The following is a 20634-nucleotide window of genomic DNA, read 5'->3' as shown; positions in this document are numbered from 1 at the left end:
TTTTGGGACGCAGACGGAAACGCTAAAAACGAAAGAGGGGTGCGCACAGATATGTTCAAATATCTGGCCAAACGCATCGGGCGCTCGATTTTGACGCTGTTCATCATTGTGACGCTCGTGTTCTGCTTGCTGCGGCTGATGCCCGTGGAAGGCTACTTTGCAAACTACGAAAAAATGACCGAGGCACAGATCCAAGCCGGATTGCAGTCCATGGGTCTGCTGGACCCGTTGCCGGTGCAGATCGGGCGGTTCTGGTGGAATGCCCTCCACGGCGACCTCGGCGTGAGCCATATTTATAAGGTGAACGCCTCCGTCACCAGCATTCTGACCAAAAAGCTGCCCATCTCGGTGCAGATGGGTGTGTTCTCCATGCTGCTGAGCCTTGTGGTGGGCATCCCCATGGGGCTGTTCATGGGCCGCTTCAAGAACCGCTGGCCGGATAAGATCGGTACGGCCATCATCGTGCTCATCCAAGCCGTGCCCGCCGCCGTGTACTACCTGTACATCCAGATGTACGGCACCACCGCGCTGGGTGTGGGCCTGTTGTTCGACGCCTCCGACTGGAAGTACTGGGTGCTGCCCATCTGCTCCATGAGCCTTGGCAACGTGGCCTTCTACGCCATGTGGCTGCGCCGCTATATGGTGGACGAGAGCAACAAGGACTACGTCCGCCTCGCCCTTGCCAAGGGCGTCAGCGAGAACAACATCGCGCTGCATCACGTCTTCCGCAACGCCATGGTCCCGCTGGTGCAGTACATTCCCTCCGCGTTCCTGAACACCGTCGTCGGCTCCATCTACATCGAGAGCCTGTACAGCATCCCCGGCATGGGCGGCTTGCTGGTCACCTGTGTCCAGCGGCACGACAACACCATGGTGCAGGGCATCGTTCTGCTGTACGCCTGTGTGGGCATCATCGGCCTGATCCTCGGCGACCTGCTCATGGTGCTCATCGATCCCCGCATCAGCTTTGGCAAGAAAGAAGGTGGCCGATAATGCTGTTTCATATGAAAGACCAGAAGGCAGCTGTGCTGGAAAACGACCTGAACAAGCTGCAGAAGGACGGCCCCGCCGCGTGGGCCGAACTGCCGGAGGACGAACTGTTCACCCCCGCCGGGTTCCGCGCCGAACAGGCCGAGGCCACCGCCTACTCCAACTACAGCTACTGGGGCAGCACCTTCCGCGCCTTCTTCAAGAATAAAGTGGCCGTGGCCCTTCTCATCGCACTGGTGGCCGTGGTGGCCTTCGCCTTTCTGCAGCCCCACCTGCCCGGTCAGGTGGACCCGAACCTGTGCGAAGTGGACCCCGTGACCGGCATCCAATACCGCAACATCGCCCCCGGCGAGCAGGGCTTCATCTGGGGTTCCAACGCCATCGGGCAGGACCTTTGGGCCCGCATCTGGGCCGGTGCCCGCACCAGTTTGACCATCGCCTTCTTCGTGGCCCTCATTGAGGCCGTGGTGGGCATCACCGTGGGCGTGCTGTGGGGCTATGTCCGCCAGCTCGACTTCTTCTTCACCGAGCTGTACAACATCTGCGACAACATCCCTTCCACCATCATCCTGATCCTGATCTCCTACGTGGCTTCCCCCAGCATCCAGACCCTGATCTTGGGCATGTCGCTGACGGGCTGGATCGCCATGGCCCGCTTCATCCGCAACCAGATCCTGATCATCCGCGACCGCGATTACAACATTGCTTCCCGCTGCATCGGCACCCCCACCTCCCGCATCGTGGTGCGCAACCTGCTGCCGTATCTCGTCTCGGTCATCATGCTGCGGATGGCGCTGACCATCCCCGCCGCCATCGGCAGTGAGGTGTTCATCACCTACATCGGCCTTGGCCTTTCCGTCGAGATCCCCTCGCTGGGCAACCTCATCAACGACGGCCGCAAGGTGATGATGCAGGCCGGGCTGCGGTATCAGCTGCTCTACCCCACCATCATCCTCAGCTTTGTCACCATCGCGTTCTATCTGATCGGCAACGCCTTCTCCGACGCCGCCGACCCGAAGAACCATCTGCAGTAAGGAGGGACAGAAGATGGAAAAAAATCAACTGATCCTTTCGGTCAAGGGTTTGAACATCCAATTCAATCTGCGTGGAAAAGTGCTCCACGCCATCCGGGGCATCGACCTCGACATCTACCACGGCGAAGTCCTCGCCATCGTTGGCGAGTCCGGTTCGGGCAAGAGCGTCTTCACCAAGAGCTTCATGGGCCTGTTGGACGCCAACGGCTCCATTACCTCCGGCACCATCGACTACTTCGGTGCCGACGACGGCAAGCCCATCCGCCTGTCCGACCTGAAAAAGGAAAAGGACTGGCTCCGCGTCCGCGGCCATGAGATCGCCATGATCATGCAGGACCCCATGACCAGCCTGAACCCGCTGAAGACCATCGGCGATCAGATCATGGAGGCCGTGGAGCTGCATCAGGGGCTGTACGGCAAGGCTGCCAAGGAAAAGACGCTGGAATACCTGCGGGACGTGGGCATTGCGGACCCCGAAGTGCGCTTCAGCCAGTACCCCCATGAATTTTCCGGCGGTATGCGCCAGCGCGTCGTCATCGCCATTGCCGTGGCCTGCAACCCGCAGATCTTGATCTGCGACGAACCCACCACCGCGCTGGACGTGACCATTCAGGCGCAGATTTTGCGGCTGCTCAAGGAGATGCAGGTCAAGTACAAGCTGACCATCGTTCTCATCACCCACGACCTCGGCGTCGTGGCCGACATCGCTGACCGGGTGGCCGTCATGTATGCGGGCGACATCGTGGAGATCGGCACCTCGGACGACATCTACTATGACCCCCGCCATCCCTACACATGGGCGCTGCTGTCCAGTATGCCCCAGATGGGCATCAAGGGCGAGGACCTGTTCAACATCCAAGGCACCCCGCCGAACCTGTTCACGGAAATTCATGGCGACGCCTTTGCGCCCCGCAACCCGCAGGCGCTCAAGATCGACTTCGTCAAGCGCCCGCCCTACTTCACCGTCAGCCCCACCCACAAGGCGAAAACGTGGCTGCTGGACCCGCGGGCACCCAAGGTCGAGCCGCCGCTGGCGGTCAAACTGCTGAAAGAGGAGGGGATGTAAGATGACAGAGGAACGTGAACGCGAGATCCTTCTTGAGGTCAAGGACCTCGAAGTGACCTACGGCTCCGGCCGCAAGGCCTACCGGGCCGTGAACTGCGCCAACTTCAATATTTATAAGGGCGAGACCTTCGGCCTCGTGGGCGAGTCCGGCTCCGGCAAGACCACCATCGGCCGCGCCATCATGCGCATCCTGCCTACCTCTGGCGGCGAGATCTTGTACAAGGGCCAGAAGATCAACGGCAAAATTTCGCATACACTGGATCAGCAGGTCATCAAGGAGATCCAGATGATCTTCCAAGACCCCCAGTCCTCCCTGAACGAGCGCGCCAAGGTCAGCTACATCGTGGGCGAGGGCCTGATGAACGTCCGGCCCGACCTGACCGCCGCCCAGCGGGAGGAAAAAGTCCGTCAGGCGCTGCTGGATGTGGGTCTGCTGCCCGAATTTGCCTCCCGCTTCCCCCACGAGTTCTCCGGCGGCCAGCGCCAGCGCATCGGCATTGCCCGCGCCCTGATCGTGGAGCCGGAATTCATCATCGCGGATGAGCCCATCTCCGCGCTGGATATGTCCATCCGCGCGCAGGTGCTGAACCTGCTGCGCCATCTCCAGAAGGAGCGCGGCATCACCTACCTCTTCATCGCCCATGACCTGTCCGTAATGCGGTACATCTCGGACCGCATCGCCGTCATCCACAAGGGCGACATCGTGGAGCTGGCCGACGCCGAGGAGCTGGTGACCCATGCCATCCACCCCTACACCCGCAGTCTGCTCTCCGCCATCCCTATGCCGAATCCCCGCTTGGAGCGGAAGAAAAAGCTGCTGGTCTACGACCCCGCCATGCACGATTACTCCAAGGAAGCGCCCCAGTGGCGTCAGCTTCGCCCCAACCACTTCGTGCTGTGCAGCGCCGCCGAGGCCGAGCAATGGTCAAAGGAAGTCTGAACCGATCGGATTCCCTCAATTTTTTTATACAATCTTCACCCTTTGTTTCTTGACTTTTGCAGGGGGCTCAACTACAATAGCACTGGCAAGTATTGTACATTTTTTGACAAAGGATAGGGTTCTATGACAACAACCAACACTCCCCTCTATGCGTCACAGGCACGCCCGTGGCTCAAATACTATGATCCCAAGTTCATCGACCAGACCCTGCCGGAATGTTCTGCCTTCGACTATGTGCGTCGGCAGAACCAGAATCGCCTGAGCGAGTCTGCGATGGAATACTATGGCCGGAAATTTACCTACGCCGACCTCATCGTGAACGTCAAGAAGACCGCCGCCGCTTTCCGCGCGGTGGGCGTCAAAAAGGGCGACATCATCACCGTCGTCAGCGTGATGACCCCGGAGGTCATTTACGCTTTCTATGCAGCGGACCGCATCGGAGCCACCCTGAATCTGGTGGACCCCCGCTACAGCGCCGAAGGCATCCACGAATACATCGAGGAGGTGGACTCCCACCTGCTGCTCTGCCTGAATGTGACGTATGAGCGCTGCTATCAAGCCGCCAAGCGCACCCATGTGGAGCGGGTGATCGTGATCTCCCCGGCGGACTCCCTGCCGCTGCATCTGGCCATCGGCTACAAGGCCACCAATCCCGACCGCAACCGCTACAAATCCAACGTGCTGATGTGGAAGCAGTTCATCGCGAACGGCAAGAACGCCAGCACCTCTTCCGAGGAGTATGACCCGGAGCACGCCTGTGTTGTCGTTCACACCGGCGGCACCACCGGCTCGCCCAAGGGCGTTATGCTCACCGACCGCAACTTCAACGCCATTGCGATGCAGTTCTCGGCCTACGAGGGGCTGTTCAAGAAGGGGCAGACCCTGATGAACATCATGCCCCCCTTCATCGCCTACGGCTATGCGTGCGGCGTCCATCTGCCGCTGGTTCTGGGCCTGACCGTCGTTATCATCCCGAACCTTGACCCCGCCAAGCTCGGCAGCCTGATCTGGAAGTACAAGCCGGAGCATATGTTCGGTGTGCCCGCTCACTATCAGCAGATGGCCGCAGACTCCAAGCTGAAGGATAAGGACCTTTCCTTCATCCGCAACTACGCGGCGGGCGGCGACGCCATTTCCATCGGCGCAGAGAAAACGGTCAACGAATTCCTCGCGGCCCACAACGTCGAGTACCCCATGGCCAAGGGCTACGGCATGACGGAGGTCTCCTCCGCTGCCACCTGCGCCGCCGGCAAGAACAACAAGCTGGGCAGCGTCGGCATCCCGCTGGTCAACACGCTGGTTTCCGTCTTTGAGCCTGACACCGAGAAGGAGCTGCCCATCGGCGAGCGCGGCGAGCTGTGCATCTCCGGCCCCACCATGATGAAGTGCTACTACAACAAGCCTGCTGAGACCGCCGCCATCCTCCGCACCCACGAGGACGGCCGGGTCTGGGTGCACACCGGCGATATCGGCTACATGGACGAAGACGGCTTCGTCTACCTCGACAGCCGCATCAAGCGCCTTATCATCCGCCACGACGGCTTCAAGGTCTTCCCCTCCATGATCGAAAACGTCATCAGCCAGCACCCCGCCGTGCATCAGTGTTCGGTGGTGGGCTGCACCGACAAGGATCATGTGCAGGGCCGTCTGCCCTTTGTTTACATCGTGCTGGACCCGGAGGCCGCTGTCTCCGTCAAAAAGCGTCAGATCATCAAGGAGCTGCGCCAGCTCTGCGCCGAGGAGCTGCCCGAATATGTGCAGCCCGTGGGCTACAAGTTCATCGACTCCATGCCCATGACCCCCATCGGCAAGTTCGACTACCGCAAGCTCGAAGAGGAGATCACCTCCCACGATTACTAAGCCCCAGAAAAGACCCCAAACGAGAAGAAAGGAACCGACCCCTATCATGAAGAAACGAATCATCAGCCTCGCCCTCTCGGCTGCGATGCTCTTCGCCGGTCTCAGCATTTCTGCCTTTGCAGAAGAGCCCCTGACCGAGGCGGAGCCCGCCGCCGCAGAGACCGTGGAGGAAGAGAATTCCTTGTTCCGCAAGTCCGACAAGACCGCCGAGACCACGGAGACGGCCGAAACTACGGATACCACCGAGGAAGAGACCGCAGCCCAGTCCGAGGAGCCCGAAGAAGACAAGCAGATCCGGTACGTTGCCCTCGGCGACAGCATCTGCTCCGGCGTGGGCCTGACCAACGTTCCCTACGCCCACAACCTGATGGGTGTGGATGTCTCCTTCAACTTCAAGGGCTACCCGGAGAACTGCTACGTCGGTCAGGTAGCCAAGACCCTCGGCCTTGACCGTGACCACGCCATCAACCTCGGTCTGCCCGGCCTGATGAGCGCCGACCTCGTGGAGCTGGTCCAGACCGGCAAGATGAGCGAGATGAACAAGCTCTCCGGCTGCCAGTACAACTACCCGGAGATCATCGAGTACATCAAACAGGCCGATGTCATCTCCATCCAGATGGGCTCCAACGACGCCTTCGTGCCCACCGTCGTGGCCTTCGGCAATGCGACCAACTGGAAGAGTGAGGATCTGGCTTCCATCGTGCTGAGCGGCAACCTGCGCAGCAAGGACCCGGAGACCAAGGCCGCTTTTGACGCCAGCATGAAGAAGCTCAAGCTGACCAAGAGCGAGGTCGATGCCGTTTGGAACCTTGCCACCTCCGGCATGAGCAAGATCTGCAATAACGCTTACCCCGTCAGCAGCGCAAACATCCGCACCGTCGTCGAGACCGTCCGCGCCCTGAACCCGGACGCCCAGATCCTGCTGATCGGTGCCACCAACCCCGTTCCCCTGCTGCCCAGCTGGAGCAATTACTTCAGCAAGCTCAACAAGTTCCAGAAGCAGTTGGCCGAAGTCTACGACATCGACTACATCGCCATTCCCTATGCTCAGACCGAGCTGGACGGCCACCCCACCGTTGCCGGCCATAAGTACATCGCTAAGAAGATCGTCCGCGCCATCCAGAACGGGTGAGCTTTTCAACACGTAAAAAGGAACGCTGTGCCTCGCAAAATGAGAAGCACAGCGTTCCTTTTTTGTCAGCTTTCGATGTGGCATTGCAGCCAACTCAGCAGCCCGTTATAGTCCAGCGTCCCGGATGCTACGGCCAGAATCGTTTCGATCAAGTCCTTATCTTCATAATTCAAACTGATCTGGTTGATGTCTAGAAAAACCAGCATTGCGTGGGTCCCGATCCGTTTGTTGCCGTCCACGAATGGATGGTTGCAGATCAAGCCAAATCCCAAACGCGCAGCCTTCTCCAGCAGCGATGGATACAGTTCCTGATCCGCAAACGTCTGAAACGGTGCATGAATCGCCGAGTCCAATAGTCCCGCGTCCCGGATGCCATCTGAGCCGCCCGACTGCCCGATCAATGCAGTGTGGAGCAGCAGGATCTGCCGTTTCGTCAGGATCTTCATTTCGCCAGCTCCTCATAAACATGCTGATTGCGCGTCATCAGCTTCTGCGAAGACAGCAGTACATCCTCATCGGCTGCTGCCTGCATGGCATCGGCCTGATTGAACTCATAAATGATATAGCGCGGCGCATTGTTCTTCATAATGACTGCCGAACCGTATTGATCCACCAGCCGTGCGACCTTTGAAAAATTCTGGTTTGCAACCGAAATGGGGACCATGGTATCCGTATTCACGTTCATCAAATCACTCCCTTCTACTTGCAGTATACTAAAATTTTAGGACAAAATCAACCTAATCTTTATGTAACAAGCAACCCCCGCAGTCACTGCGGGGGTTGCATCATCTTACAGTCGATCAGCTCAACCGGCCGCTTTCCACGGAGAAGCTGACATCGGCCACAGCCATGGTGGACTTCCGGTGGGAGACTAGGAGGACGGTCTTTTCGCTGCACTCGTCCCGGACGGCCTTGAGGATGACGCCCTCATTCAAGCTGTCGAGGTTGGAGGTAGGCTCGTCCAGCAGCAGGAAGGGCGCATCGTGGAGGAAAGCCCGCGCCACGCCGATGCGCTGGCGCTCGCCGCCGGAGAGGGCCCCGCCCAGCTCGCCCACCGGGGTGTCGTAGCCCTTGGGCAGCTTCTGGATGAAGCCGTCCAGCGCCGCCTTTTTACAGGCCGCTTCCACCTCGGCGCGGGTGGCGTCGTGTTTAGCGATCTTGATGTTGTTCTCAATGGTATCGTCGAAGAGTTCGGTCTCCTGCGTCACAAGGCTCTCCTGCGCCCGCAGAGCGGCTGTATTGACGCGGCGGATATCTTCCTCGCCGAAGCGGATGGAGCCGCCGGTAACGTCCCAGAAGCGGAGCAGGAGCCGCAGGAAGGTGGACTTGCCGCTGCCGGAGCGGCCCGTGATGCCCACGATCTTCTTTTCGGGGATGGTCAGGCTCAGATCGTGCAGGACCTCCTCGGCGGCGTAGGCGAAGCTGACCTGCTTTGCCTCGGCCCCGGCGAAGGCGGTGTCGCTGCCGTCGGTGACGTCGGCGGTGACGGGCTCTTCATCCAGCAGGTCGAGGACACGGTCGGCGCTGGCGAAGACCTGCGTCAGGCTGGCACCGAGGTTGGCCAGCGCCACCACCGGGCCGAAGGAGCTCAGCGCGGCCAGTGTGCAGATCAGCACGCCGCCCTCAGTCATGGCACCGGACCGGTACAGGCTCACGCTGACGCCCAGCACGGCCAGCACCGTGAGCAGGATGAGGGTGTTGGTTGCCCCCACCATCACGCCCTCGCGGTACTTCATGGCTTTCTGCTTTTCCCCCAGCGCCTCACTGTGGGCCGTGATGCCCTCGGCACGGACGTTGGTGTTCTGATATTGCAGCGTGTCCCGCAGACCGCGCAGACTTTCCAGCACGTAGCTGTTGGTGTCGGCGAGGGTCTGGCGGTACTCCCGCGCGGCCTTGTCGCCGCGCTTGGCCGACCAGATGGGCAGGGCCACACCCACCAGCAGATACCCCGCCAGCAGCACCAGCGCGGGCAGGATGTGGCAGCTGGCCGTAAAGCAGGTCATGCCGATGACGCAGATCACCGCAATGCAGACCGGCGAAATGGTGTGGGCGTAGAAGACTTCCAGCTGCTCGATATCCGCCGTGATGAGGCTGATGAGGTCGCCGCGGTCCCGGCCTTCGAGCTTGGCGAGGGTCAGGCGGCGGAGGGCCCCAAAGACCTTATCCCGGATGAGGGCCAGCAGCTTGAAGGCGATGAAATGGTTGGACGCCTGTTCGGCGTACCGCAGCACACCGCGCAGCAGCGCAAAGACGAGGATGCAGACAAAGACGGTGCCGACGGAGGCCACCGGGCTTTCCAGCCCCGCCGCCGTCAGTAGACCGAAGCCGCCGAAGATGGTGATGAAGGTGGCGCAGAAGTGCCCCGCCACGCCCATGGCGATGGCGGCCAGCATGATGGGCAGCATCGGCTTCACCAGCACGATCAGCCGCCGGACGATCTCGAACGGACTGCGTTTTTTCGAACTGCTCATGCGCTCACCTCCCCAAGGTTCTCCAGTTGCTTCTGGGCGTTGTACAAACGGCTGTAAACGCCGTTTTCGGACAGCAGGGCGTCGTGTCTGCCCTGCTCGGCGATGGTGCCGCTGTCCATAACATAGATGCAGTCGCTGCCGACCACATTGGCCAGACGGTGCGAAATGAGGATGACCGTCTTCTTCCCCGCCAAGCGGCGGATGGCCGCCATGATGTCGTTCTCACTCTCGGCGTCCACATTGGAGGTAGCCTCGTCGAAGAGGTAGATGGGCGAATCGTGGAGCAGCGCACGGGCCATGGCGAGGCGCTGGCGCTGGCCGCCGGACAGGTTCGAGCCTCCCTCATGCAGCGGCGTTTCCAGTCCCTGCTGGCTGCGGCAGAAGTCGGCGAGGTTCACCTCTTCCAGCGCCGCCCATAGGGCCTTGTCGTCGGCAGCGGGGGCCGCCATCCGCAGGTTGGCGCCCACGGTGCCCTTGAAGATGGCCGCGTTGTGGGGCACCACGGTCAGGGTGCGGAGGCAGCTCTCCTCATTCAGCTCCTGCACGGGCACGCCGCCCAGCGTCACGCTGCCGGTATAGCCAGTGCGGGCACCGGAGAGGATGGCTGCAATGGTGCTCTTGCCGCAGCCGGACTCCCCCACTAGCGAGACGAAGCTGCCCTGCGGGACGGTCAGGGAGATGTCGCGGAGGATGGTGCGGTCCCTCTCGTAGCCGAAGGTCACGTGCTCCAGCCGGAGGGTGGTGTCCGCCCCGGCTTCCTTGGTGCCGTCGGCAGGCTCGTCCGCAGCGAGGAGCTTGAAGATCTTCTCTGCCGAAGCCGCGCCGTTCATGGCGATGTGGAAGTAGCTGCCCAGCAGACGCAGCGGCAGGAAGAAGTCTGCCGCCAGCAGGAGGATGGTCAGCGCCGCAGTCAAAGTGATCTGCCCCTTGGCAAAGGCCGCCACCGCGCTGATGATGCCCAGACCCGCACCGCCGTAGGCCATCAGGTCCATCAGGGTGACGGAGTTCAGCTGCATGGTCAGCACCTTCATGGTGATCTTCCGGAAGCGCTCGGCCTGTCGGTTCATCTCCTCGTGCTTCCAACCGTCGGCCTGATAAATTTTCAGGGTGGTCAGGCCTTGGATGTTCTCCAGAAAGCTGTCACCAAGGGTAGTGTACTCGCCCCAATACTTCTCCAGCAGCTTCTTGGCGAACTTCTGCACCGCCACGATGGACATAGGGATGAGGGGCACGCAGCACAGCAGGATGATGGCCGATCGCCCGTGGACCCCCACCAGCAGAACGAAGAGGGTCACCGGGGCCAGCAGACTGTAGAACAGTTGGGGCAGATATTTTGCGAAGTAGGTATCGATCTGCTCCACGCCCTCGCTGGCCAGCATGACCACCTCGCTGGTGGCGACGGTCTCGCTGTAGCCCGCGCCGAGGCGGGTGAGCTTTTCGTAAATTTTGCTGCGGAGGGTACACTTGACATCTTTCGAAGCACGGTCGCTCCTGTTGGAGGCCAGCATGGTGAAGCCGAAGCGCAGCGGCACCGTGCACAGGCAGACCACAAGGCTCCGCGTCAGCAATGCACCCGTCAGGCTGCCCGCAAAAACAGCCCCCAGCAGCACCGCAATGGTGCGGACGAAGACCACGTTGCAGAGCATCCCAAGCCACTGAAACGCCACATTCGCCCCCACGAAGCGCAGCGCGCCCCGGTCAAAGGACAGTAGTTTTTTGTTGATCACAATTCGATCTCCATTTCTGTTTTTGTCTCGTCGTCGGAGCCGAACAGGCGGTCATACTCACCGGCAAAGGCCCGCTCCGGCAGCGCCGAGGTCAGCGCCAGTGCAGCGGCGCAGCGCTCGTCGTCGGTCAGCTCGATCTTCACCGGCGGGAAGTTTGCCAGCACCGTTTCCAACTGCTTCTTGACTTCCTTGGCCACAAAGATGCCGCGGTCGGTCAGGTAGATCTTGCCGTAATGCTCCTTGACGATCATCCCCCGCTCCATCAGCAGGTTCATGATCCGCACCACCGAGGGCTTGGTCACCCCCAGCTTTTCAGCAATGCTGCGGGAGCAGATGTCCAGATGCGTCTGGGAGACATCATAGATCGCCAGCAGATACCGCAGATGCGCAGCGGTCAGTTCCATTCTTACCACTCTCCTTGCAATCAAACCTCTCGCTGCGTCAGCGATGACGGAGAGGTTTTGCAATGTTATCCAAAGCTAACTTTCATTTTTCTAAAAAAGGGCGCGGGCCGATTTTTTGTTCGACCCGCGCCCTGCGGTTTTTCCTTAGTGACAGCCGCCGTTGCAATGCCCGCAATCACCGGAGCACCCACCACAGCCGCCGCCGTGCTTGTGGGAGTGCCATGTGGCCCAGCCTACCCCGCCGAACACGATCGCAGCCACGATAATGGTCGGCAGGTTGAAGTTTGCTGCCAAAAATTCCATCATAAAAATGCACTCCTCTCAAACTTGGAGAAACTTATTTGTTTGCCGTGATCTTCTTGGTATCGATCTTGACCTCGTTGATGCCGGTGTACTTGTTGGGACGGACCAGCAGATAGATGAAGGCAACGAGGATGACCACTGCGACGATGGTGAAGAAGTTGAAGCCGACCTCGCCGGAGATGATGCCGCCCAGCTGGTACACCACCAGAGCGGAGCAGTAAGCCAGAGCGCACATATAGCCGATGGCGATGGCGGTCCACTTGCCGTTGTTCATCTCACGCTTGATGGCGCCCATCGCAGCGAAGCAAGGTGCGCACAGCAGGTTGAAGATCATGAAGGCGTATGCAGACAGAGCGGTGTAATCCTGTGCAACAGCGGCCCAGATCTCATCGCCGTTCTCAGACAGTTCGCCGCCGAAGTGATACAGGACACCGAAGGTACCAACCACGTTCTCCTTTGCGATCAGGCCGGAGACGGAAGCGACGGTTGCACGCCAGTTGCCGAAGCCCAGAGGTGCAAAGATCCATGCGACCTTGGTAGCGATAGCAGCCAGCACGGAGTTGTCCTGATCCTCAACCATACCGAAGGCACCGTTCTCGAAGCCGAAGCCCTGCAGGAACCACAGCACAACGGTAGCGGCCAGAATGACGGAGCCTGCGCGCTTGATGAAGGACCAGCCGCGCTCCCAAGTAGCACGGAAGACGTTGCCCCAAGCGGGCACGTGGTATGCGGGCAGCTCCATCACGAAGGGAGCGGGATCACCTGCGAAGAGCTTGGTCTTCTTCAGGATCACGCCGGAGCAGATGATGGCAGCCATGCCAATGAAGTAAGCAGAGACAGCCACCAGAGAAGAACCGCCGAACATCGCACCTGCGATCAGGCCGATGATGGGCATCTTTGCGCCGCAGGGGATGAAGCAGGTGGTCATGATGGTCATACGGCGGTCGCGCTCGTTCTCGATGGTACGAGAAGCCATAACGCCCGGAACGCCGCAGCCGGTGCCCACCAGAACGGGGATGAAGCTCTTACCGGACAGGCCGAACTTACGGAAGATACGGTCCATGATGAAGGCCACACGGGACATGTAGCCGACGTCCTCCAGAATGGACAGCAGGAAGAACAGGACGAGCATCTGGGGAACGAAGCCCAGAACCGCGCCGACACCGGCGACGATACCGTCCATGATCAGGCCGTTCAGCCAGCCCGCCACGCCGATGCTCTCTAGGAAGCCGCCCAGCGCATTGGGAACGATCTCACCGAACAGGACATCGTTGGTCCAGTCGGTGGCAAAGGTACCGATGGCCCAGCCGCCGTCTGCGATGGAGGTGCCCATGGACAGGGAGTACATCAGGAACATGACCAGTGCGAAGATGGGCAGAGCCAGCACACGGTTGGTCACGATCTGGTCGATCTTATCGGAAACGGTCAGGTGCTCCACGCGGGCCTTCTTCTTGACGGCCTTGGAGACGACATTGTTGATGTAAGCGTAGCGCTGGTTGGTGATGATGCTCTCGGCGTCATCGTCCATCTCAGTCTCGCAGTCCTTGATGTGCTGGTCGATGTGATCCAGCAGGGCCTTATCGAGCTTCAGCTCATCCTGAACCTTATCGTCACGCTCGAACAGCTTGACGGCATACCAGCGCAGGAAGCGGTCATCGACCTTGCCCTGAATGGACTCCTCGATATGAGCGATGGCATGCTCGACGCTGCCGGTGAAGACGTGGGGCAGCTCAACAGCCTTGTCGGCCTTGGCAGCAGCCTCAGCCATCTGAGCAGCCTTTTCGCTGCCCTCGTTCTTCAGTGCGCTGATCTCAACTGCCTGACAGCCCAGCTCTGCGCTCAGCTTCTTCAGGTCGATCTTATCGCCGTTCTTGCGAACGAGGTCGATCATGTTGACGGCCATGACAACGGGGATGCCCAGCTCGATCAGCTGGGTGGTCAGGTACAGGTTACGCTCAATGTTGGTGCCATCGATGATGTTCAGGATGGCGTCGGGCTTCTCGTTGACCAGATAGCTGCGGGCCACGACCTCTTCCAAGGTGTAGGGGGACAGGGAGTAGATGCCGGGCAGGTCCTGAATGATGACGTCTTTCTCGCCCTTCAGCTTGCCTTCCTTCTTCTCGACGGTAACGCCGGGCCAGTTGCCGACGTACTGGTTAGAGCCGGTCAGTGCATTGAACAGGGTGGTTTTACCGCAGTTCGGGTTGCCGGCCAGTGCGATCTTAATGCTCATTGTGTTCCTTTCCTCTCTATTCGGATCAAACCACTTCGATCATTTCAGCGTCGGCCTTACGCACACTCAGCTCGTAGTTGCGCACGGTCAGTTCCATGGGGTCGCCCAGCGGGGCCACCTTGCGGACATAGATCTCAACACCCTTGGTGATGCCCATGTCCATGATACGGCGCTTGACAGGGCCCTCGCCATGCAGACGAGCGACGGTGCACGTTTCGCCGACCTTGACATCTTTCAAAGTCTTCATATAGTTCCTCCTCTACTTGTCTTTATTTCAGAGACCATTCCAGTTTCGGAGCAGGTCCCAAACAGCGTTTCCGCTGTTTAGCCGATCATAATGCGGTTCGCCATGGTCTTGTCCAGTGCGATGCGGCTCTCCTTGACCTGTAAGATCAGGTTGCCCGCGATCTCGTTGACCACAGTGACCTCGCTTTCCACCACGAAGCCGAGCTCTGCCAGATGCTGACGGATCTCGTCCTTACCGGTGATCTTTTTGATGGTAACGGTCTCGCCCGCTTTTGCCATCGTCAAAGGCATCATACTTCATTCACCCTTTCTTCTCCCACGCATTTGGAAGCAGGTTTTCCAAATCGAGTTAGTCAGTCGTGACTATCAACACGGATAGTTTATACTTACTAACCTTTTTTGTCAACAATTTTTTCACAATTCAAGGTTAGTTCGTAGAAACGAACAGATTTTTTGCCTCTATTTTGTTCAGAATTCATTACTTTTAACAATGACACAGCCGCCCGATGCAGGGGTCAACTGCGCCGGGCGGCCGCGTGTCAAAAGGAGGATCTCTTCCCGTCAGGGCGTGGTGTCTCTGACGGGCGCCAAGGATAAAAAGAGAGTATTGGTAGGAAATGTCAAATTCAGGCCGCCACGGCAAGGCGGAAGATCGGCGTGCCGCTGTGGAACAGGCGCAGATACACTTTGGTGCACTTGTTCAATTGGGCAAACAGGCGCTCAGCGGCATCGCGGTCGCCGTAGGCCTTCCAGCAGCCGCAGCAGGTGAAGTTGCGGCCCTGATTTTCGATGAAGCCCACCACATCGGTGAGCGGATAGCCCAGAAATACGCCGATCTCATGCGGAAACTCTGCTTCGCAGCACAACCGCCGCGCCATCTGCCGCAGCAGCGGTTCGCAGTCGCCATCTTCCGAGAGGGTATAGCCCTCCTGTGCCAGAAACGCACGGACATTTTCGTCCGCCAGCACTTCGCGCAGACGGCTCTCGCGGTACACATAGACCAGATACCAGTGGCTGCGGACGCAGCCCTTCAGCACCCGGACCCGGAGGCCCTTTTCACCCAGCCGCGCGTTCCAGCCGCGCACCCGCTCCGCGAGGTCTTTGCAGTCGCTCGTCTCGTAGCGAAACAGACCGGCAGCTTTCAGCCCGGCCAGCACGGGCGAGCATTGTTCGATCATTACCGTCTCAAAATTACGCTCCATGGCCGGTTTCCTCCGTTGCTTTGCTTTCCGATAGGGTGCCCGCATCGGGTCTTTCTATGCAGACGATGCAGAGTTTAACAGTTAGAATATTCTAACCATGAATTCAAAAAGAACGCGGCTCGTTATTCTGCCGCTTCGTTCTGTCTTTTTAGTTAGTCATTTCTAACGTGGCATTATCTTACCACAGCTTCGGGGGTGGTGTCAAGGGGAAATTTTAATTTCGTTGAAAAGCGTCAAATTTCATGTTATAGTGTAGTTATCCACCCGAAAGAACCATCACAAGGAGAAGCCATGTCTTCCATTGATTTTTCCACGCTCACCCAAAAAATCGCCGCGCTGCTGGCGGCGCACCCGGAACAGCCCGTTCTCATCGCTTTGGACGGCCGCTGCGGCAGCGGTAAGACCACACTGGCCGGGCAGCTGGCGGAGCAGTTCCCGGCAAGCATCGTCTTCCACACCGACGACTACTATCTGCCGCCCGCCCAGCGCATCCCGGATTGGGAAAAGACTCCCTGCGCCAACATGGACCTTGCCCGGCTGCGGGAAGAGCTGCTCCGCCCCGCCCGCGCCGGGGAACCGGTCTTCTACCGCGCCTACTCCTGCCGGGAGGGCGCTTACCGCCCCGGACAGTGCATTCCGGCCCAGCCGCTTTCTATCGTAGAGGGCAGCTACAGCCACCATCCTCTCCTCGCCGGCTGCTATGACCTCAAGGTATTCGTCACCTGCTCGCCCGCCGAGCAGACCCGCCGCCTCCAAGCGCGGGAGGGCGAGCGCTACCCCAGCTTCGCCGCACGGTGGATCCCGCTGGAAGAGGGGTATTTCAAGAAATATGGCATTGAAGAAAAGGCGGATCTTGTGCTCGATACGACCGGGCATTGTTAAGTTTTTGCAAATTTGTTCCCGGCTCCCCTGCAACCCGTGTCAATTTATGGTATAGTTAAATTGGAATAAAATTGACATCCAAGGCAAGGAGAGCAGCTATGGAGCACTTCGTTGAGTTTGAAAATGTTTCCAAATACTATCAGACTGGCTCGGTTCGCATCGCGGCAGCCGACCACCTGAATTTTTACGTAGACAAGGGCGAGTTCTGCATCATCGTCGGCCCGTCCGGCGCGGGCAAGACCACCCTGCTGAACATTTTAGGCGGTATGGACACCTGCGACGAGGGCCATGTCTGGCTGGACGGGCAGGACGTGAGCCACTTTACCGAGCGAGAGCTGACCACTTACCGCCGGTACGATGTAGGCTTCGTGTTCCAGTTCTATAACCTCGTGCAGAACCTGACCGCGCTGGAAAACGTGGAGCTGGCCAGCGAGATCTGCCGCGACCCGCTGGACCCCGCCGCCACGCTGGAAAGCGTGGGCCTCGGCGAACGGCTGAACAACTTCCCGGCCCAGCTCTCCGGCGGCGAGCAGCAGCGTGTCTCCATTGCACGCGCCCTCGCAAAAAATCCGAAGCTTCTGCTCTGCGACGAGCCCACCGGCGCGCTGGACTATAAGACCGGAAAGCAGGTGCTGGCCCTGCTCCAGCGCACCTGCCGCGAGACGGGCCGCACCGTCATCGTCATCACCCACAACACGGCCCTGACCGCCATGGCCGACCGGATCATTCAGGTCAAGAGCGGACAGATCTTGTCCAACAAGGTCAACGAACACCCCGTGCCCGTGGAACAAATCGAGTGGTGAGCGCCATGCAGAAAAGTTATCGCAAAAACATCCTGCGGGATTTCAAAGGCAATCTGAGCCGCTTTCTCTCCCTGTTCGGCATCGTGGCGCTGGGCGTCATAATCCTGACGGGTCTGCTCAGTTTTGCACCCAGTATGCGGATCGCAGGGCAGAAATATTACGTGGAGCAGAATGTTTTCGACCTCCGCATTCTTTCCACCCTCGGCCTGTCGGAGGACGACATCGCCGCCATTTCGGCCACTGACGGCGTCACCGCCGTGGAGGCGGTAAAGTATCTGGACGTGGAGGGGCACTGGTCCGGCACCGACGAGCCCGCCGTGCTGCGGGTACAGCAGCTCCCCGCTGACCCCGATGCCGACACCGCCGAAAACATGAATCGCTTGGTCTTACAGGCCGGCCAGATGCCCGAAGCTGCCGACGAGTGCGTCGTGCACGTAATGGGCCACGGCGAAGAAGTGCCCCTCGGCACCACGCTGACCCTGCCGGACGATACCGACGGCCTGACCCGCACGACTTACACCGTAGTCGGGCAGGTGCAGGACCCGCAGTATTTCTCCGCCAACCAAGAGACCTCCACCGCCGGGGACGGCGTGCTGGATGCCCTCGTCTTTGTGCCGGACAGAAGTCTGGATCTGGATTATTACACTGCCTGTTATGTCAAGGCCAAAAATGCCGACCAGTATGACAACTATTCCGACGAGTATCAGGCTGCCGTGGACGCCGTGGCCGACCGGCTGACCTCCATCAGCGACGCCCAATGCGTCGCCCGCCGGGAAGCCCTGATCCATGACGCCAACGCCAAGCTGGCCGACGCCAAGCAGACTTACAGCGAGCAAAAAGCCGAGGCCGAACGCCAGTTCGCCGAGGCGGAGCAAAAATTGGCCGACGCCGAAGCGCAGCTCGTCTCCGCCAAGGCCCAGCTGGAACAGGGCGAAGCGGAGTACACCTCCGGTAAGGAACAGCTTGCCCAGCAGCAAGCCGCCCTGCCCGACACGATGCAGAGCGGCGCGGACGAGGTGCTGAGCGGCGAAGAGCAGGTCTTGGAATTCGAGGACCAGCTCCAGCAGATCGAGCTGCTGGTCAACCTGAAACAGGTAGCCGACCCGCTGCTGGGCTATGCGGAGACGGCCCTGAACAACGCCCAAAAGGCGCTGGACGAGGCCGAACCCGCCGACGAGGAGTACACCGAACTGCGGGACGCCCTCGCCAAGGCACAGGCTGCCTACGACAACATTTCAGGTCAGCTCAACGGCTATCAGCAGCAGCTCGACGCCGGAAAGCAGCAGATGTATGCGCAGGGACTCATCTCCTCGCCGAGCCTGTCCAACACCGAACTGGTCACCGAGGCGAAAGCCGCCCTGCGGAAGATGAAGCTTCAGCTCCTGCAGGGGCAGCTCCAGCTTTCCACCGGAACGGCCGCAGCGACCTCCGCCTTTGCGGCGGCGCAGCAGCAGCTTGCCGATGCCCGCACCCAGCTGGATGACGGCTGGGCCGAATACGATTCCGGTAAAGAGCAGTTGGAGGCTTCCCGCACCGAATACGAGACCCAGAAGGCCGAAGCCCAGCAAAAGCTCGCCGACGGCCAGAAGCAGATTGACGATGCCGAGGAGCAGATCAGCGACATCCAGAGCGGCACATGGTATGTGCTCGACCGGGGCAGCACCATGAGCTTCGCCAGCTTCGAGCAGTACGCCGACCGGATGGACGCCATCGCGCGGGTCTTCCCGGTGTTCTTCTTTCTTGTGGCGGCGCTGGTGGCTTCCACCACCATGACCCGCATGGTGGACGAGAACCGGCTGCAGATGGGCACCCTCAAGGCGCTGGGCTACTCCAACACCATGATCGCGGGCAAATATCTGCTCTACGGCCTTGCGGCCAGCGTTTCGGGCAGCATCTTCGGCATGGTGGTGGGCTTCATCGTCTTCCCCACGATCATCTGGCAAGCTTACCAGACCATGATGTTCCAGATGCCCACCTTTTCGCTCCAATTCTACCCCGGCATGGCGGCGGGCAGCGTGCTGCTCAGTGCTGCGGTCATCGGCATCGCCACATGGGAGTCGTGCCACGCCAGCCTGAAAGAAAAGACCGCCGCCCTCCTGCTGCCCCGCGCCCCCGTGGCGGGCAAGCGGATCTTCCTTGAGTACATCACTCCGCTGTGGAAGCACATGAGCTTCTCCCAGAAGACGACCGCCCGCAACCTGTTCCGGTACAAAAAACGCTTCTTCATGACGGTGCTGGGCGTAGCGGGCTGCACAGCCCTGCTCCTCATCGGCTTCGGCATTCAGGACTCCATCCTGCCCATGCTGACCAAGCAGACCACCGAGCTGAACCACAGCGACCTGACCATCTCCCTCAGCGACGAAAAGGCCTTCACTGTGGAAAACGGCGTGATCGACGTGCTGGACGCCAGCGCCGATGTCACCAGCTTCGGCCGCTTCTACACCAAGAGCGTCACCCTCTACAACGCCGACGGCGACCAGCAGACCATCAGCCTCGTTGCCGCCGAGGATGAGAGCCAGATGACCGATTACTTCACCTTCCGCACCCGGCAGGGGCACAAGGCCATCTCCTTTGATGACAGCAGCGTCATCCTGACGGAGAAGACCGCCGAGCTCCTCGGCCTTGCGGTGGGCGATCCCTTCGAAGTAGAGCTGAGCGACGGCAGCCGCCAGACCCTGACGCTGACCGGCATCACCGAGAACTACGTCTTCACCCGGCTTTACCTCTCCCAGACCCAGCTCAAGCGCCTGACCGGCGGCACCCTGCCCGCGTGGAACACCCTCTACGCCCAGACGAGCTGCCCCGACACCGACGCCCGCAACGCCCTGCGCACCGACCTGCTGGCGTGCAACTACGTCGGCAGCGTCAGCTTCATAGAGGATACGACCGAAATGTTCGACAACCTCATCGGCTGCCTGAACTACGTGGTCATTCTGGTCATCGTCTGCGCCGCCGCGCTGGCGGCTGTGGTGCTCTACAACCTCATCAGCGTCAACCTCGGCGAACGCAAAAAGGAGCTGGCCACCATCAAGGTGCTGGGCTTCTACGACAAAGAGGTCTACCGCTACATCTTCCGCGAGATCGACCTGCTGGCTCTCATCGGCTCCCTCGTGGGCCTTGCGCTGGGCGTGCCGCTGCACCAGTTCATCATCCGCACCGTCGAGATGGACCAGATGATGTTCATCCGCGCTGCGGCCCCCCGCAGTTACCTTTTCAGCGTTGCCCTCACCCTCTTCTTCACCGTCGTCGTCTGCCGCCTCATGCGCCGCCACATCAAGAAGATCAGTATGGTGGAAAGCATGAAGGCACCGGAATAATAAACAAAAAAGGCTGTTGCCAAC

At 59.9% G+C, this 20634-nt stretch carries 19 protein-coding genes; 9 read left to right on the top strand and 10 right to left on the bottom strand.

Features of this window, described 5'->3' with window-relative positions; genetic code table 11:
* Positions 1–51 precede the first annotated feature (51 nt).
* The 6 genes from C4N23_RS08090 to C4N23_RS08065 all read left to right on the top strand — a co-directional run bounded on the left by C4N23_RS08090 (position 52) and on the right by C4N23_RS08065 (position 7022).
* Positions 52–993: an ABC transporter permease gene (locus tag C4N23_RS08090; protein ID WP_055189617.1), complete on the top strand. Its 942-nt coding sequence runs from the start codon at positions 52–54 to the stop codon at positions 991–993.
* A gap of 11 nt (positions 994–1004) precedes the next feature.
* Complete coding sequence (locus C4N23_RS08085; RefSeq protein ID WP_425349588.1) at positions 1005–2024, top strand: ABC transporter permease; 1020 nt, start codon at positions 1005–1007, stop codon at positions 2022–2024.
* A 13-nt stretch (positions 2025–2037) separates the two neighbouring features.
* On the top strand, positions 2038–3090 hold the full coding sequence (locus C4N23_RS08080; RefSeq protein WP_112145328.1) for an ABC transporter ATP-binding protein: 1053 nt from the start codon (positions 2038–2040) through the stop codon (positions 3088–3090).
* Position 3091: 1 nt separating this feature from the next.
* Positions 3092–4030 carry an ATP-binding cassette domain-containing protein gene (locus C4N23_RS08075; RefSeq protein WP_112145326.1) on the top strand — a complete coding sequence of 313 codons (939 nt, stop codon included), beginning with the start codon at positions 3092–3094 and terminating at the stop codon, positions 4028–4030.
* Between the two features lie 123 nt (positions 4031–4153).
* Positions 4154–5890: a class I adenylate-forming enzyme family protein gene (locus tag C4N23_RS08070; RefSeq protein ID WP_112145324.1), complete on the top strand. Its 1737-nt coding sequence runs from the start codon at positions 4154–4156 to the stop codon at positions 5888–5890.
* Positions 5891–5936: 46 nt separating this feature from the next.
* Complete coding sequence (locus C4N23_RS08065; protein ID WP_112145322.1) at positions 5937–7022, top strand: SGNH/GDSL hydrolase family protein; 1086 nt, start codon at positions 5937–5939, stop codon at positions 7020–7022.
* 65 nt (positions 7023–7087) lie between these two features.
* Here the strand turns inward: C4N23_RS08065 and C4N23_RS08060 are convergent, their stop codons facing one another.
* The 10 genes from C4N23_RS08060 to C4N23_RS08015 all read right to left on the bottom strand — a co-directional run bounded on the left by C4N23_RS08060 (position 7088) and on the right by C4N23_RS08015 (position 15608).
* Entirely contained in the window at positions 7088–7468 is a 381-nt protein-coding gene (locus tag C4N23_RS08060; protein WP_055189606.1) for a type II toxin-antitoxin system death-on-curing family toxin, read from the bottom strand.
* A complete protein-coding gene (locus C4N23_RS08055; protein ID WP_055189603.1) occupies positions 7465–7707 on the bottom strand; it encodes a hypothetical protein in 243 nt (80 codons plus the stop codon). The genes C4N23_RS08060 and C4N23_RS08055 overlap by 4 nt, the downstream gene beginning before the upstream one ends.
* Before the next feature lie 115 nt (positions 7708–7822).
* Positions 7823–9493 carry an amino acid ABC transporter ATP-binding/permease protein gene (locus C4N23_RS08050; RefSeq protein ID WP_112145320.1) on the bottom strand — a complete coding sequence of 557 codons (1671 nt, stop codon included), beginning with the start codon at positions 9491–9493 and terminating at the stop codon, positions 7823–7825.
* Positions 9490–11220: an ABC transporter ATP-binding protein/permease gene (locus C4N23_RS08045; protein WP_112145318.1), complete on the bottom strand. Its 1731-nt coding sequence runs from the start codon at positions 11218–11220 to the stop codon at positions 9490–9492. The genes C4N23_RS08050 and C4N23_RS08045 overlap by 4 nt, the downstream gene beginning before the upstream one ends.
* Positions 11217–11624 (bottom strand): metal-dependent transcriptional regulator, encoded by a 408-nt coding sequence (locus C4N23_RS08040; protein ID WP_112145316.1) that lies wholly within the window; start codon positions 11622–11624, stop codon positions 11217–11219. The genes C4N23_RS08045 and C4N23_RS08040 overlap by 4 nt, the downstream gene beginning before the upstream one ends.
* 144 nt (positions 11625–11768) lie before the next feature.
* Positions 11769–11930, bottom strand: coding sequence for a FeoB-associated Cys-rich membrane protein (locus C4N23_RS08035; RefSeq protein ID WP_112145314.1), 162 nt, complete (start codon positions 11928–11930; stop codon positions 11769–11771).
* Positions 11931–11961: 31 nt separating this feature from the next.
* Positions 11962–14160 (bottom strand): ferrous iron transport protein B, encoded by a 2199-nt coding sequence (gene feoB / locus C4N23_RS08030; protein ID WP_112145312.1) that lies wholly within the window; start codon positions 14158–14160, stop codon positions 11962–11964.
* Positions 14161–14185: 25 nt separating this feature from the next.
* On the bottom strand, positions 14186–14407 hold the full coding sequence (locus C4N23_RS08025) for a FeoA family protein (RefSeq protein ID WP_005931321.1): 222 nt from the start codon (positions 14405–14407) through the stop codon (positions 14186–14188).
* Between the two features lie 77 nt (positions 14408–14484).
* Positions 14485–14700: a FeoA family protein gene (locus C4N23_RS08020; protein ID WP_055189591.1), complete on the bottom strand. Its 216-nt coding sequence runs from the start codon at positions 14698–14700 to the stop codon at positions 14485–14487.
* A gap of 332 nt (positions 14701–15032) precedes the next feature.
* Positions 15033–15608 carry a DUF3793 family protein gene (locus C4N23_RS08015; RefSeq protein WP_112145310.1) on the bottom strand — a complete coding sequence of 192 codons (576 nt, stop codon included), beginning with the start codon at positions 15606–15608 and terminating at the stop codon, positions 15033–15035.
* A gap of 291 nt (positions 15609–15899) precedes the next feature.
* Between C4N23_RS08015 and C4N23_RS08010 the strand changes: the two genes are divergently transcribed.
* The 3 genes from C4N23_RS08010 to C4N23_RS08000 all read left to right on the top strand — a co-directional run bounded on the left by C4N23_RS08010 (position 15900) and on the right by C4N23_RS08000 (position 20610).
* Positions 15900–16490, top strand: coding sequence for a uridine kinase family protein (locus C4N23_RS08010; protein WP_112145308.1), 591 nt, complete (start codon positions 15900–15902; stop codon positions 16488–16490).
* Between the two features lie 98 nt (positions 16491–16588).
* On the top strand, positions 16589–17293 hold the full coding sequence (locus C4N23_RS08005) for an ABC transporter ATP-binding protein (RefSeq protein WP_055189586.1): 705 nt from the start codon (positions 16589–16591) through the stop codon (positions 17291–17293).
* Between the two features lie 5 nt (positions 17294–17298).
* Positions 17299–20610: an FtsX-like permease family protein gene (locus C4N23_RS08000; protein ID WP_112145415.1), complete on the top strand. Its 3312-nt coding sequence runs from the start codon at positions 17299–17301 to the stop codon at positions 20608–20610.
* The last annotated feature ends 24 nt before the right edge of the window (positions 20611–20634 follow it).

This window comes from Faecalibacterium hattorii, from assembly GCF_003287455.1.
GTDB classification, from domain to species: domain Bacteria; phylum Bacillota; class Clostridia; order Oscillospirales; family Ruminococcaceae; genus Faecalibacterium; species Faecalibacterium hattorii.
Note: the sequence above shows the minus strand (reverse complement) of the source record. Positions and strands in the feature narration are given on the sequence as shown.

Excerpts from the sequence above, each read along its gene's own strand:
- C4N23_RS08090 (WP_055189617.1), top strand. The coding sequence starts at position 52 with ATGTTCAAATATCTGGCCAAACGCATCGGGCGCTCGATTTTGACGCTG.
- C4N23_RS08085 (WP_425349588.1), top strand. The coding sequence starts at position 1,005 with ATGAAAGACCAGAAGGCAGCTGTGCTGGAAAACGACCTGAACAAGCTG.
- C4N23_RS08080 (WP_112145328.1), top strand. The coding sequence starts at position 2,038 with ATGGAAAAAAATCAACTGATCCTTTCGGTCAAGGGTTTGAACATCCAA.
- C4N23_RS08075 (WP_112145326.1), top strand. The coding sequence starts at position 3,092 with ATGACAGAGGAACGTGAACGCGAGATCCTTCTTGAGGTCAAGGACCTC.
- C4N23_RS08070 (WP_112145324.1), top strand. The coding sequence starts at position 4,154 with ATGACAACAACCAACACTCCCCTCTATGCGTCACAGGCACGCCCGTGG.
- C4N23_RS08065 (WP_112145322.1), top strand. The coding sequence starts at position 5,937 with ATGAAGAAACGAATCATCAGCCTCGCCCTCTCGGCTGCGATGCTCTTC.
- C4N23_RS08060 (WP_055189606.1), bottom strand. The coding sequence starts at position 7,468 with ATGAAGATCCTGACGAAACGGCAGATCCTGCTGCTCCACACTGCATTG.
- C4N23_RS08055 (WP_055189603.1), bottom strand. The coding sequence starts at position 7,707 with ATGAACGTGAATACGGATACCATGGTCCCCATTTCGGTTGCAAACCAG.
- C4N23_RS08050 (WP_112145320.1), bottom strand. The coding sequence starts at position 9,493 with ATGAGCAGTTCGAAAAAACGCAGTCCGTTCGAGATCGTCCGGCGGCTG.
- C4N23_RS08040 (WP_112145316.1), bottom strand. The coding sequence starts at position 11,624 with ATGGAACTGACCGCTGCGCATCTGCGGTATCTGCTGGCGATCTATGAT.
- C4N23_RS08035 (WP_112145314.1), bottom strand. The coding sequence starts at position 11,930 with ATGATGGAATTTTTGGCAGCAAACTTCAACCTGCCGACCATTATCGTG.
- feoB (WP_112145312.1), bottom strand. The coding sequence starts at position 14,160 with ATGAGCATTAAGATCGCACTGGCCGGCAACCCGAACTGCGGTAAAACC.
- C4N23_RS08025 (WP_005931321.1), bottom strand. The coding sequence starts at position 14,407 with ATGAAGACTTTGAAAGATGTCAAGGTCGGCGAAACGTGCACCGTCGCT.
- C4N23_RS08020 (WP_055189591.1), bottom strand. The coding sequence starts at position 14,700 with ATGATGCCTTTGACGATGGCAAAAGCGGGCGAGACCGTTACCATCAAA.
- C4N23_RS08015 (WP_112145310.1), bottom strand. The coding sequence starts at position 15,608 with ATGGAGCGTAATTTTGAGACGGTAATGATCGAACAATGCTCGCCCGTG.
- C4N23_RS08010 (WP_112145308.1), top strand. The coding sequence starts at position 15,900 with ATGTCTTCCATTGATTTTTCCACGCTCACCCAAAAAATCGCCGCGCTG.
- C4N23_RS08005 (WP_055189586.1), top strand. The coding sequence starts at position 16,589 with ATGGAGCACTTCGTTGAGTTTGAAAATGTTTCCAAATACTATCAGACT.
- C4N23_RS08000 (WP_112145415.1), top strand. The coding sequence starts at position 17,299 with ATGCAGAAAAGTTATCGCAAAAACATCCTGCGGGATTTCAAAGGCAAT.